This is a genomic window from Rhizobium redzepovicii, from assembly GCF_019793435.1.
Classification (GTDB): Bacteria; Pseudomonadota; Alphaproteobacteria; order Rhizobiales; family Rhizobiaceae; genus Rhizobium; species Rhizobium redzepovicii.
Window position 1 is genome coordinate 1 of the sequence record NZ_JAILYH010000028.1, and the last position, 13,381, is coordinate 13,381.

The 13,381-nt window shown below is 59.2% G+C and carries 9 protein-coding genes; 6 read left to right on the forward strand and 3 right to left on the reverse strand.

Going from position 1 to position 13,381, the window contains the following annotated elements:
* Positions 1-1,042: 1,042 nt before the first annotated feature.
* Entirely contained in the window at positions 1,043-1,960 is a 918-nt protein-coding gene (locus K6N12_RS31010; protein ID WP_008534020.1) for a recombinase family protein, read from the reverse strand.
* A 517-nt stretch (positions 1,961-2,477) separates the two neighbouring features.
* On the opposite strand from K6N12_RS31010, the gene K6N12_RS31015 reads away from it, so the two are divergent.
* A complete protein-coding gene (locus tag K6N12_RS31015) occupies positions 2,478-3,623 on the forward strand; it encodes an RHE_PE00001 family protein (protein WP_026188831.1) in 1,146 nt (381 codons plus the stop codon).
* 239 nt (positions 3,624-3,862) lie between these two features.
* Here K6N12_RS31015 and K6N12_RS31020 read toward each other — a convergent pair whose 3' ends face one another.
* Together K6N12_RS31020 and K6N12_RS31025 are read right to left on the reverse strand one after the other, a co-directional pair.
* Positions 3,863-4,603 carry an RES family NAD+ phosphorylase gene (locus K6N12_RS31020; RefSeq protein WP_237358602.1) on the reverse strand — a complete coding sequence of 247 codons (741 nt, stop codon included), beginning with the start codon at positions 4,601-4,603 and terminating at the stop codon, positions 3,863-3,865.
* Positions 4,566-4,895, reverse strand: a complete 330-nt coding sequence (locus K6N12_RS31025) for an MbcA/ParS/Xre antitoxin family protein (protein ID WP_010034430.1) — start codon at positions 4,893-4,895, stop codon at positions 4,566-4,568. The genes K6N12_RS31020 and K6N12_RS31025 overlap by 38 nt, the downstream gene beginning before the upstream one ends.
* Before the next feature lie 201 nt (positions 4,896-5,096).
* Here K6N12_RS31025 and K6N12_RS31030 point away from each other — a divergent pair, with 201 nt between their 5' ends.
* The 5 genes from K6N12_RS31030 (at position 5,097) to K6N12_RS31050 (ending at position 13,373) form a co-directional block, all read left to right on the forward strand.
* Positions 5,097-5,756: a multiubiquitin domain-containing protein gene (locus K6N12_RS31030; protein WP_004680484.1), complete on the forward strand. Its 660-nt coding sequence runs from the start codon at positions 5,097-5,099 to the stop codon at positions 5,754-5,756.
* Entirely contained in the window at positions 5,731-6,921 is a 1,191-nt protein-coding gene (locus tag K6N12_RS31035; RefSeq protein WP_004680483.1) for a ThiF family adenylyltransferase, read from the forward strand. The genes K6N12_RS31030 and K6N12_RS31035 overlap by 26 nt, the downstream gene beginning before the upstream one ends.
* Positions 6,918-7,343, forward strand: coding sequence for a ubiquitination-like system serine protease family protein (locus tag K6N12_RS31040; protein ID WP_010034424.1), 426 nt, complete (start codon positions 6,918-6,920; stop codon positions 7,341-7,343). Before K6N12_RS31035 ends, K6N12_RS31040 begins: the two co-directional genes overlap by 4 nt.
* 184 nt (positions 7,344-7,527) lie before the next feature.
* Positions 7,528-10,215, forward strand: coding sequence for a PD-(D/E)XK nuclease family protein (locus K6N12_RS31045; protein WP_004680481.1), 2,688 nt, complete (start codon positions 7,528-7,530; stop codon positions 10,213-10,215).
* Complete coding sequence (locus tag K6N12_RS31050; protein WP_004680480.1) at positions 10,215-13,373, forward strand: UvrD-helicase domain-containing protein; 3,159 nt, start codon at positions 10,215-10,217, stop codon at positions 13,371-13,373. Before K6N12_RS31045 ends, K6N12_RS31050 begins: the two co-directional genes overlap by 1 nt.
* Positions 13,374-13,381 lie beyond the last annotated feature (8 nt).

The following is a 13,381-nucleotide window of genomic DNA, read 5'->3' on the forward strand; positions in this document are numbered from 1 at the left end:
TGCCGGAGAGGATTGAGTGCTAGGTCAGCGGGTCCACTGATCGAGGTTTTTCGCCAGACTCTGCTGTCGTGGGCCAGCAAGTCTTTTGGGGTGGGACGCACTGCCAACAGCTGCTTTTCCGGTGGTCAGCTGACCACAGCTACAACACTCTGAAAAGAAGCGACATTTTCGGGCGCTACTATGGACGGCGCATGACCCGCTCCTCGCGCCACCTCTCACAAGATCGGTTGTGTAGAGATAGGTACCGTCCTGTCGCCGCCATGGGTCGCGGGGTCTTGGCGGTCATTTTTGATCGTACATGACGTTCTAAGGGCATTGGTCATGGTTGCCCGGGTAGAATGGCCGACAGCCCTTCTATGCGGCTGGTGTAGTAAGGTCAGTTGATGCACGGAGCCGATTGAGCGGCTTCGTGTTCGAACGAACAATCGCGGTGTTTGTCACGACTGAAAGGAGACATTGCTTTGTAATCTTAACGGCGGTCTCCGCAGGATGCTTCAGGACGAAGACCTCCCAGGCTTCGAGGACAGTCGAAATTTGCTGGTCGTAAAACGAATGTTTGCAGATCTTCGGCCGTAATCATTCTTGTAGGAAATATAGCTGGCGGCGCGGACAAATGGCTCAATCAAATTGTCGAGCATCCTTGAAAGAACGCCGAAACGCGGACGGATTGTAAAAGAAACAAATACTGTCTGACTGAGTTCCGGCTCGCGCCCGAATTCGTCGTGCAGCCGAGACGGCTTTTTGGTAGCGAGGGGAGCGGCTGTCCTCTGCTTTTACCCGCGCCGCCGAGGGTCATGGCCCGCGCGCCTCTGCGGATCATAATCACCGCGGCTGAAGCCTTCAGCACGTTCCGGGGGAGGGGGCGAGCAGGCGGAGGAAGCCGGCTCCGCGGCGAGGATGTAGGCGCTGAGCTGAAACCGCGGAGCGATAGCGACTAGCGGTCCTGGCGCTACAGATCCCCAAAGGCCGGACCTGACGGCTATGCAGTCGAATAGCGACAAGAAAAGACTCTCTGCCATCGGGCGTCGGATGAACCATGCCCTCAACGGCGAATGAGGCCAAATCGGTGGGCTTCGTCCAGCAGGACCCGCACCGAGGACGGTTGCCAGTTCTTGCCGCTGCGCACAGGCCGTTCTCCCATCTGGTCCAGTTGCGCGGCAATGTCGCGCAGCGACAGGTTGGGATCGGCAATGGCAATTGCCGCCACCAGCTTCATCAGATAGTCTTCGGGAGCCCGGCGAGGGGATCGAGCAAGGAGTTCCTTCTCCGCGAGCTTTTCGCGTACCATGCGATGAACAGCGCGACGAAGGCGTTCGACGGTCCAGTCGTGGCCACGGCGATTGAGAACCCGCACGACATTGTCCCAACTGTGCTGCGGCCGGAGTTGACGCACCATCGGCAGCCACGTCTGCGCCGATGCAATGAGTTCATCGAGATAGAGCTTCTCCCGTGCCTGCGAGATTGCCTTGATCGCCTCCGGCCGTCGTTCTCGCAGACCGGGATTTCCAGGAAGCTTGCCGCGTGCCTTCGCCGCCTTAATGCCGGCTTTGGTACGCTCAGCGATTAGCGCCCGCTCGAGCTGCGCGACGGCGCCGAGGACCTGAAGGGAAAACATGCCCTGCGGGGTCGACGTATCGATTGGATCGCGGATCGACCGGAAATGCACGCCGCGGGCCTCGAGGTCCTCGATCACCGACAAGAGATGACTGACGGATCGGGCCAGTCGATCGAGGCGCACGACAATGAGGACGTCGCCGGCGCTAAGTTCAGCGAGTAATCGCGTCAGCACCGGTCGAGCCCGCGATGCTCCGGAACCATGCTCCTGATGGATCCGATCGCAGCCGGCTGCACGCAGCTCGTCCAACTGGGCATCGTGGACCTGTTCATCCGTCGACACCCGGGCATAACCGATCAGCCGCTTGGGAGATTGTTGGTTGTCAAATGTTTGTGGCTTTGCCATCGCGCTTGTAACGGCCCTGTCTCGAAGTAGTTTGTACAGATAAGGCATGCGTTAGAAATCGAACAGTTGCAAGCGTGTTTTAGGCATCAAATAGCGGCCCGCCAGACTCAAATCGCCGCCCGAGATAAGCAACGGAGCGTCCGCACTGACAAACCCGCGCCAGCGGGCTCCTGTGGCGGAAAGGCCGGAAAAACAACCGTTTTGGAGATGCCGCGAGAGCAGGGGCCCTCGGGAGGTCGCCGGCACATTATGCCGGAAGAAGGGTCGGGATTATGCGGGGCAACTGCGGCGGCCGAATTCTGTCTCGGGGAGTCCGGTCATCCCAGACGAAATCGGCCGAAAAGCCTGGAAAACCGCGCATTTCCTGCGATCCATGGTGACCGACACCCTAATTTGCGGCGTTATAGCAATCACTTCCGATAAGCGGTACTTATCGGTGGCGAGCCGCCACGGGCTCTTTTATAGCATGTGGGGAACCGCAGTGACCTTATAGCTTTCGTTTAAGACATCATTTACCATAATTTCAATGGCTTACGATCTCTCGAAAATCAGCCTGAGTGTCTTAATGCGGCCGGCTTTCGACGCTGTTGTCGCTCTGACGCGTCTGGACGAGCGCATTGAGCGCTCCGTGGTAGGATCAGGCTGGCTAGAACGCCAAAACTTTGCCGACGCCTGCGCCTCGCTGTGGATCGACGGAGAACTCGTCCATCTCGAAGACCTCGTCCTCCACGACGCCACCCGCGATATCCGCACCCCCACTCACGAACTGACCATCGCCCGCGACGTGCTGCGCACTCGCCGACGCATTTGCGGCCAGGCGCCTGACTGGGCGCTATCCGCCGAAGGTTTGCGGACGCTGAGGCAGACATCGGAAACCACGTCGGCCGCCGCGGGCGAGGCGGAGACGGCCGGAGTCATCAGGCCCAAGGCCCCGATCGAGCCAGAAGGGGAGGGTGATGATGGTGATGACGTCAAAGATCTGCCGGGCGTCGACTATGCTGCAATCGATGCGCTGCTCGCGCGCTCGGACGCCGCAATCGAACGAGCCAAAAAGCCCGGTCGGACCCCGGCCAATAACCGCGAGCGAGACCCTCTCGTCTATGATCTCGACTGGGACGAAGATGCTCGGCTCGACGAATGGCGCGGCGCGCTGCGCCAGGCCGAAAACTTGCCGGCCGTGCTGCAGGCGATCGTCGCCCTCGATGCCTGGAATGAGTTGTCGGTGCTGCAGCACGCGCCCTGGCTTGGCCGGCTGTTTGCCGCCTCGATCCTGCGCCAGGCCGGCATCACTACCGGCGCCCATCTTGCCGCCGTCAATCTCGGGCTCAAAACGATACCCGTCGATCGGCGCCGCAGTCGCGATCGGAAGACTCGACTGCTCGCGATTGCCCAGGGGCTGATCGCGGCCGCGGAGATTGGCATGAAAGAACATGACCGGTTGACGCTGGCGCGAAAAATGATGGAGCGAAAGCTGGAGGGACGCCGAACCTCTTCAAAATTGCCAGAACTGGTCGAGCTGGTCATGGCAAAACCGCTGGTCTCTGCCGGGATGGTTGCGAAGACGCTCGACGTCACACCGCAGGCGGCGCGGCGGATTGTTTTGGAGCTTGGCCTCAGGGAGATGACCGGGAGGGGGAGGTTTCGGGCATGGGGAGTGCACTAAGGTCTAAGGTCACCGGGCGATTGTTGGCATTCCGTGCAGGGTCGTGGGCCGCTAGTGTAAGCGACTGAGGCAAAGGGACGATGAGCGTGCGTCTAACAAAGGCAGACGTCATTGAGTGTTTCGAAAAGTGCGATAGATAGTATCGGCTAGCAAGCAAGGCTATCCTAGACCACTATGAACGCAACGACAAGGATTGCTACAAGCGCTGCACAATTGATGACCTGGTTGGGGCATCGAGCTTAAGCCGCTATCACGTTCTCGCTACCCCGCAGATCGTCAGGTACATATTCTTTCCCGGAACCAAAGGAATAGATCCGACTGATAAGTTTTCCGTCCCAGACGAACTTGAAGTGGTTGCCCTGAACGGCCCGATCTAGGACCTCACCCCGAAGTACGCAGACACAAAAGCCGGCACCTCGCTCTGGCGGCCTATAGAGCAGGCCGTCGAAACCGGCATCCATGATATGCCGACCGCGCTTGTATCTCGTGTCAATATCAAGGTCCGGATCCCAATCGCGACCATCAACGAAGCGGCCTTTCACGGTGCGCGACAATTCTCGCATCTCAAGTCCAATCGGTGCCTCGCTAGTGCGAGACAGGAACCTCTCTCGTTTCCAAATGGAAACAGAAAGGGCTGTCTGAATGTCGCTAAATAGTTCTAGCACCGGATTTTCGGGGCCGAAAAACCGCGAGCCCTCCGGGTTGTGATATGTGAATGGGGCATGATTCCAGTTCTGAAGAAGTGGGGCGTTATCATCAACAATCGTAGCTCCACCTCGGAGAATGCGCTCTCGGTCTTTCAGGCGCGGATTGGTTAGGGACTCAATCTCAGCCAGTTCCTTACTCCGACCATTCGCTACCCGCGCAAAAACATCAATCGTCGGAAATCGCGACGGAATGAGAGTAAAGAACGTTTGCTTGACGTCGATCACAGTGAAAGAGTTAGCCGCCACGCTGCGCGTCCACATATTGTCTGACACGGAATATATCCATCACTTGGCCGCCGCGCATAACGTCGAGAGCACTCTGCCCGCGGAAAAACTGGTTAGGTCTTCGGATCCAAGTGTCAGCAGCTCTGCTGTCCGGGAGTAGAATCTCAAGGGCCTTATGGATCGCGAGTAGGTGAGAGACTCGCTCGACGGTGTCTCTTGGAATTGAGCCTCCTTCTTTCTTCCACTTAAAGAAGGTCGATCGGCCAGGCGATCCCAGCAGGAGAAGTTGGTCTTCGGTTGAAAGCTCCCACAACTCCGCAAGTCCTTGAAATGCCTCCATGACTGCCGGAATCGATGATCGCCCTTCGGCCGCTGCGGCGACGGGTTCGATATTAGCCACGCATGAATCTCCCGAAAAGTCCCAATATGGACTTGTATTTCAAATAAGTCCCGATATAGATTAGTCCATATCGGGACTAGAATCGCAGTGTAGTCCACTGACGAATCACGATCAAGAGTCGCCGGAGAACGGAGCGCAGTTATGGTAAAAGACAACAAGAAATTCGAGTTCACTGTCGATGGCGCGATTTATAGCATCGGCGATAAAGTCATGGACGGCAGTCAGATTCGGGAGACCGCGGGCAAAGTGCCTGCGAGCGAGTTTGTCCTCATACAGATCGTTGAGAAATCCGGGCGCTCGATTGGCCTTGAGGATGAGGTGAAGTTCGCCCCGGGTGAAACTGCGGTATTCCGGACTTTCGAAAGCGATCGGGTTTACAACTTCACTGTTGACGAACGCGGTTGGGAGTGGGGCGAGGGAGCAATCGCTGCCGCCGATCTCTATCGTTACGCGGACATTGATGAGGACCGCGAACTGGTCCTCGATAGTGATGGTGACACAATCATCCCGGTCGATGGCAAAATCGATTTGAGCGGTAAGGGCGTCGAGCGCGTCCGTAGCCGCGAACCCAAAACCGTGACAATTAAAGTCAACGGGCGGCCGCGGACCGTTGAGAAGCGTCGCCATAGCTATCGCGAAATCGCCGCGATTGCTTACCCGAATCCCGACTTCGAAAACTTCAACTACACCACGACCTACCTTCATGGGGTCGGTGGTGCAGAGGGTGATCTCGTTGAAGGTGAATCTATCATGGTCAAGAATGGGATGGTGTTCAATGTCCGTCGATCTGATAAGTCGTGACCCGTTTCTGAAGCAACTCGAAGACGAAGGCTTCGAGCTTGAGGTGAGCAACGGTCATTTGATTGTCCGTAGCATTCCTTATGTGACGGTCGATGGCTCCTTGGCCCGCGGCGTCCTCACCTGTGCCCTTTCGCTTGAAGCGTCCTCTGGGTTGACCTCGACGCCGCAGGGCGATCACACCATGTATTTCGCAGGTGGGATGCCATGTCATCGCGATGGAAAGCCGATGAACAATATCGTCAACGGTGCCGTTCAGCAGCGCTTCGCTGATATTGATGTTAGCTATTATTTGTCGTCGAAGCCGGAGATCACTCATCGCTACGAGACTATCTACGACAAGGTAGTAGCTTACGAGGGATTGATCGGCGGTGCCGCGAGATCTTTGGACCGAACGGCTAACGCCAGGACGCATGCCCGCGGGTTGATCTCAAATGACGACAGTCCATTCGCAATTCCTGACTCTGCCTCGGCCCGATACCGTATAGGCGCGGTAAACCGAAAGCTTATGGGACGGGTCGCCATCATAGGCCTTGGCGGGACCGGGTCCTACCTGCTCGACCTTCTTGCCAAGACATGGGTCACGGAGATCCACCTGTATGACGGGGATCAGCTTCTTAATCACAATTTGTTCCGGTCGCCTGGCTCGCCTGAAAGGGAATTGCTCAAGGAGTTCCCTTTCAAGGTGAACTACTACACGCAGGTTTACGCGCGTATTCACAAGGGCATCGTTTCCCACCCGGTCCGCGTTACATATGGCAATGTTGACGAGCTCTCGGGCTTCGACTTCGTCTTTGTCTGCATCGATAAGGGCTCGTCGCGGCGCGAAATCGCTGAGGGACTGGTCCGGTTGGCGATCCCGTTTATCGACACCGGGATCGGCGTTGGCCTGGAGGATGGCAGGCTGGACGGATGCGCGAGGGCGACGTTCATCCGCCCAGGCACCGACTGGAGCGAGGTCGAGAGGCTGCTTCCCTTCGGCGATGACGTAGAAGATGACGATGTCTACCGAACGGATATCCAGATCGCGGCCATCAACTCGCTAAACGCAATCATGGCCATCATGCGCTGGCAGCGGTGGGCGGACTATTTTCGTGATGAGCGTAATGAGATGAATTCGGTTTACATGATCGAGGGGAACAATATCTCGAACAGGGCTGCGATATGACGCGGATTAAAAGGCTGAGAACAGTCTTCACAGCGGAGATACCTGAAACTCTCGACGACGGGGTTTTGTATGTTTCGCGGGAGTGTCGCGTCGCACTCCACAATTGCGCGTGCGGGTGCGGTGAGGAAGTATCGACGCCTCTGGTCGCGACCGAATACAAGTTAACTATGCACGGCGACAACGCATCGCTCTGGCCATCGATCGGCAATCACGACTTTGCCTGTGCTTCGCACTACGTCATCGATCAAGGGATGATAGTTTGGGCCAACAAGATGTCACGGGCTGCAATCGAGGCCGGCCGAGAGAAGGATCGGCTTCTTAAGCGACCGCCCGCGCCTTCCCCTATTGCAGAAACGATGGGACCAACAGCCGGAGGTCTATTTGGCTGGTTCAAGTCCATCTTCCGAAAGTTCTTCAACTGACAGGCGGCGGACGCAGGCGAACAAAGACCTGCGTCCTTCTGACATTTAGTGGCTTGCGGTGACGGGAAGGCGGAAAGTTCTCGCTCGGGCTACCCAATCGGTCCACCGTCGGGCTCCAGTGATAATGACTCGCGTCGAGAGCCGGCATAGTGCAATCTGGGGTAGGGGGAATCAGGGGTAGGACATGCATCTCATCTTCGGCTTGGCAGCAGATGGTCGAGTTTATCCCGACGCGCACGACGCATCCGGAAGTTTGGATGAGGATGTCGTTGGACCCTTGGGTCTGGTTCAGACGCTTGAAACCCAGCTAGGAATGCTTGCACCGAGCGTTTCGAAGGCGGTGCGCATTTCGACTTATCTCGCAAAGCTCCGTGCTTGCGGTGGCGATCGTTTCTGGGCCTCGTCATTTTCGAGGGATCCCTGGTCTACGGCCGCCACCCTCCTTGAGTGGCGCGATACGCTGGTGGGCGGTGGCTGGCACGGTACCGCGACCGGTAGCAATCGCCTAGACGATCTCGCTGCCGCAGAGGCAGTCGAGCCAACATTGCCGGCGGGCTTGGAAGATCGCGCCATAGCTTTGCTCGACGTCCTTAAGACAAGGCCTGGCCTAAGAATTCACCAACTCGGTTTGGCAGACCGGCGGGATCTTTTGCCGCCACTGTGGGCACGCATTGTTAAGGCTCTCGAATCCGTCGGGGTCACGATCTTCCAACACGAGCAGCCCGACCTGGCGGCAGAGGGCTCTGACCTGCGCATAGTGCAGAGGGTTCTATCAGGGGAGCCCGTCCAGCCACTGGCAGGCGACGGCACTCTTACAATGGTGGAAGCCGATACGGAGCTCATGGCTGCTGAAACGATCGCCGACTGGTTAGCAGCCTTGCCGTCGGAGGACCTGCGCGGAAGCGTCATTCTCGCTTCCGACGGCGATACGGCGCTCCTGGACCATGCTTTGCGGGCGAGGGGCATTCCAGCCCTCGGGCTCTCCGCCTCATCACCCTGGCGTGGAGCACTGCAGGTTCTTCCTCTGGCTTTCGCCGCCGCGTGGCAGCCGTTCGATCCCCGCGCGCTATTAAACCTCTTTCTCCTTCCCAGGCCACCTGTTGCGGCCTGGGCCGCGCGTCGGCTCGCACGCGCGCTCAGCGAAGAGCCGGGGGTCGGTGGCCGCGTCTGGCGCGAAGCATGGGTCCAAATCGAGGATCGCCTGCTCGAAATCAATACGCGATCCGACGCGGATACAGCGCGCCGTAAAACCGACACGACGCTTGCGGAATGGCGCGCATGGACGGAGGTCGGGCGCTTTGCGAGAGGCGAGGGGATGCCACTGTCGGAGGCGTTGGCGATCTGCGGGAGAGTGGCCGCTTGGGCGATGCGTTCGGACGGTGGCGATGGCGACCGCTTGCTGATGGCAGTTTCGAATGCTGCGGCTGCTGTGTCTGACGCCCTGAGCCGCCTGGAGCTTTCGGTCATTCCCGCCCTCCTTCTCGAGCGGGTTGTCTTGCAAGTCCTGTCGGAGGGCGTTCCCAATCCGGACCATTTTGCGGAAGCTGGTGCTGTTCGTGCCATCAAGGCGCCAGGAGCATTGTGGTCCTCGGCCCTGCGTGTCATCTGGTGGAACTTTGTCGGTCCTGGCGAAAAGATTGCCATCACACCATGGGACAATGCCGAGCGTGAAGCGCTCATTGCCAATGGAGTGGAGATCGATGCTTCACCAGCGATTGCGCGTCGGATCGAGGCCGCCCATAGCAGTGTCATCCGGCGTTGCCACGGAAACCTCATTCTCGTGCGCCCAGCGCTTGCGCGCGACGCGCAGACGACCCTTCATCCAATGGCGCATCGTTTGCGGCCTCTGCTGAAAGAAAGCGGGGCGGCGATCACCTTCAAGGCGGAACGGCTGCTGCGTGAACCCGATGCCATGCTCGCCGGCAGGATACTTCCTCGCCAGCTTGTTGGACGGCAAGTGCAGCCGCCAGCAGGGGTTCCAGTCTGGACAATACCGCCGGGAACGACACGCCTTACCGACACCCGTCGTGAGAGCGCGACTTCGCTGACACGGATGTTGAACTGTCAATTGAGCTGGTTCGCCCAGGATATTCTCAATCTTCGGCCGGGTCGTTTTGCAGAAATCCCAGGCACCGACCAGCTCTTCGGAAATCTCGCCCACGAGATCGCCCGCCGGCTGCTCCTTCCGGGCGCACCACCGGCCGAAGCCGGTATCAGGACGGAAGCAATCAGGCATTTCGAAAGCCTGCTTCCCGAGATCGCAGCTCCGCTCCTCCAGCCCGAACATGCCGGAGAACTCGCGGCCGCTCGCGAAATGGTGCCACGTGCCTTGGAGGCGCTTGTTCGCCTGCTCCATGCTCAAGGTCTGGAGATCGTCGGGTCGGAGCTCGATCGGGAAGGTATCCAGGGGCAGCTCCTGCTTCAGGGCAGACTCGACCTCCTGGTTCGTCGCGGCGACCGGATCGCAGTTCTGGACCTCAAATGGACCCGCTCCGAACGGCGATATAGGGAGGAAGTCGCGTCCGGGCGTGCCATCCAGCTAGCCATCTATCGCGGGCTTTCGGCCAGCGACGGGACGGGTGCTCCGGGAGGCTATTTTCTGCTGCGCCAGCGACGCATAGTAGCGGGTCCGGGCTCCATTCTGACCGGCAATCCTATTGAAGCGGATATAGATGACCTCGCTACGCTTGGCCATGTGAAAAACGATTGGCGTCTCTGGCACGATCTCACCACGAAGGGGACTCTGATTGCGGCCGGCTTCCCCGATACAGGTGATCTGCGACCTGCTGGGCTTGCGATTGATGCAGCGAAAGAACCCTGCCGCTTCTGCAATTTGCGCGGCCTCTGTCGCGTCTACGAGGAGCTTGTTTGATGTCGCGACTGACGACCATTACCGCCGCCGCTGGCGCCGGAAAGACGACGAGGATCGTCAATGACATCGCCGACGAGGTTCTGGTGCGTACGCCCGAACAGATCCTTGCGACGACGTTCACCATCAAGGCGGCGGATGAACTTGTCGAACGCGCCCGTGCCAAACTATTTGAGCAAGGCAAGGCGGACGCAGCTGCCCAGTTGCTCGGTGCGCGCTTCGGCACTGTCAACGCCGTTTGCAGCCAAATCGTCAGCGAATTTGTCATCGACCTGGGGCGCTCGCCGTCGACCGCTGTCATCGGTGAATCCAACATGTCGCTGGTGTTCAGCGTGGCCGCGGACGGTGCAATCGCCGCACGTGCCGAGGTCCTGAACGAACTCGCGGACCACTTCGGCTACAATGATCCTCGTGCGCCGGGGACGGGAGAACCGCCTGACTGGCGCCGGACTGTGCGCAGTATCGCGACCCTCGCGCGGGCAAATGGAATTGAGGCTGACCAGTTAGCCTCGTCGGCGCAGCGATCAATTGAGGCCTTTCTGGCATGCTTTCCACCTCCCGCGGCAGACGCCGCGGACCTCGACGCAGCACTGGCCAACGCGTTGAAGGATGCCTTCGAAATGCGCCCGGCCATCGTGAGCAGCACGGGAGCGGATTCGGTCGAGACGATCAGGGCGGCGCATGAACGCATTTTACGCGGCGAAACGCTCAGTTGGTCGACTTGGGCGCGTTTGACCAAGGTGAAATGCGCGCCCACCAAGGACGGACAGCCTTATAATCAGGCGTTGATCCATCTTATCGCCGCGGCGGGGCGGCACAGCGAGCATCCGCGGCTCCGGTTCGAATGCGAGCAGTTCATCACGGAGACGTTTCATTGCGCCGCCGAGGCGTTGACCGCTTACCAGGATTGGAAGGCCGAGCGTGGGCTATTGGATTTTACGGATCAGGAAGCTCTCGCGCTAGAGATCCTCAAAACACCTCACCTGGCCGCAAGGCTCAAGGAACGTGTCAGCCGTGTCTTCGTCGATGAGTTCCAGGATTCGAGTCCCTTGCAGCTTGCCGTGTTCACACTTCTTGGGGAGCTGGTCGACGAGAGCACCTGGGTTGGTGATCCGAAGCAGGCCATCTACGGCTTTCGCGGCGCCGACACCGAGCTGACCCAGGCTGCGTTTCTCGGCGCTGGGGGGAAGCCCGAGGACAATCCGGTCCTGTCCAAATCATGGCGAAGCCGCAAAAGCCTGGTCGATCTCTTCAATGCCATGTTTACGCCGGTCTTCGAACGGATGGGACTGCCGGCGGCGAAGCACGCGTTTTCGGATGCGGCGCGATCCGACGCTGGCTTTGACAAGCCTTCAGCAGGATGGTGGTGGCTGATGGGCAAAGTCGACGAGCAGGCACAAGCCCTCGCGGAGGGAATCCGGCAATGTCTGGCCGAAGCCGACAACTGGCTTGTCGAAGACGACAAGCACGATCACAGGCCAATCACGCCAGGTGACATCGCCATTCTCTGCCGTTCCAATACCGATGTCGGACGTTTTGCCCTCGCCCTTAGCCGTGCTGGACTTCCGGTGGCAGTTGAACGATCGGGACTTGCGCGTACACCCCATGTGGAATTCGTGCTCGCCGCTTGTCGGCGCGTGGCTGACGCGACGGATCGCCTTGCCCTCGCGGAGCTCGCCCGCTTCTTCGCTGATGATGCCGGTTCCAATGCATGGCTGCAGGCTGCTACCTCTGATGATGCCGACGCAGCGCTCCGGGCAGCCGTGCCGATATCGGATGCGCTTGATAGGCTCGCAGGTCAATTGCTCAATTTCACGCCGGCCGAACTGGTCGACGCCGTACTCGCGTTGCCAGCACTGTTGAGCCATATCGAGAGCTGGGGCGATACCGCGATGCGCTTCGACGACCTCGAGGCGTTGCGCGGTTTCTCACGCGCCTATGAGGAAGAGTGCGCTGCATCCGGCTCGCCTGCGACCCTGCAGGGGCTGCTGCTTGCGCTCGACGGAGCGGAGCCGAAGCGCCCCCCAAGCCTTGCCAGTGATGCGATCCAGGTCATGACCTATCACGGATCGAAAGGCCTTGAATGGCCAATGACGATCTTGACCGGACTTGCCTGGGAATCGAAGGCGCGGCTGTTCGAGCCGGTCGCCGAGACGACCGGCGAGCTTGATTGGCGCAACCCTCTGGCGGAGCGGTGGATTCGCTTCTGGCCGTGGCCGTATGGTCAGAGTGGAAAAGGCGGCACGATCGATGTTGAGGTAGCGAACTCAGAGACGGGGCGGCGTGCTTTGCAACGCGCTGTCGAGGAAGACACCAGGCTTCTCTATGTTGGCGCCACGCGAGCCCGCGACTATCTGATCTTTGCTCCGCCGGCGAAAGGCCCGCTCAATTGGCTGAGCCTGCTCAATGCGCCGGAGGCCGCAGCGCATGTCGTTCCTCCCCAGAACGACGATAACCAGCTTGGGGTTGGGAACCAGAATTTCACAGTCAATGTGAAGGCGCTTGCGACGAGTGGCGAATTGACGGAGCGTGGCAGGCTGCCCACCTACGTGCGAGCGCGAACGACCGAGCCGCAGGTCCGTCCGCCCTTGTTTCTGAAACCAAGCGAGGCGGTAGGTGGAAGCTGGAAGGTCGTCGAAAGGGTTGACCTTGGCGGAAGGCTCCCGATACACGGGATCGCCGACATTGCAGCGCTAGGCGAAGCGCTCCATTCCATCATCGGCTATGATGATCCAGACCGCGACCGAAGTCAGCGCCTTGCCGACGCGTCGTCTATCCTGACGCGTTGGAACGTGATTGGCTTCAAAGCAGATGATGCGCTTATCGCCAGTGACCGACTAGCAACCTGGCGCCGCGGCCGATGGCCGGTGACCAGGTGCATTGCTGAAGTGCCCGTCACGTCACCCGCAGCCGATCAGCTTCTCAAGGGCCGTATTGATATGCTGGTCGAAACCGGGATTGATTTCGCTATTATCGACCACAAGAGCTTTCCCGGCCGTTTCGAGCTTTGGGAAGAACGAGCCGTTGGCCACGCGCCGCAACTTGCTGCCTATGCAGGTGCGGTGGAATCAATCACCGGACGGCGTTGCTCTGAACTCTGGATCCATATGCCCGTAGTTGGCACAATGTTCCGATTGGCTCCAGTGACGCGCGATCCCTGAAACATAAG

Coding starts and splice junctions, on each gene's coding strand:
- K6N12_RS31025 (WP_010034430.1), bottom strand. CDS start 4,895: ATGGAGGCATTTCAAGGACTTGCGGAGTTGTGGGAGCTTTCAACCGAA.
- K6N12_RS31035 (WP_004680483.1), top strand. CDS start 5,731: ATGTCCGTCGATCTGATAAGTCGTGACCCGTTTCTGAAGCAACTCGAA.
- K6N12_RS31045 (WP_004680481.1), top strand. CDS start 7,528: ATGCATCTCATCTTCGGCTTGGCAGCAGATGGTCGAGTTTATCCCGAC.
- K6N12_RS31050 (WP_004680480.1), top strand. CDS start 10,215: ATGTCGCGACTGACGACCATTACCGCCGCCGCTGGCGCCGGAAAGACG.
- K6N12_RS31010 (WP_008534020.1), bottom strand. CDS start 1,960: ATGGCAAAGCCACAAACATTTGACAACCAACAATCTCCCAAGCGGCTG.
- K6N12_RS31040 (WP_010034424.1), top strand. CDS start 6,918: ATGACGCGGATTAAAAGGCTGAGAACAGTCTTCACAGCGGAGATACCT.
- K6N12_RS31030 (WP_004680484.1), top strand. CDS start 5,097: ATGGTAAAAGACAACAAGAAATTCGAGTTCACTGTCGATGGCGCGATT.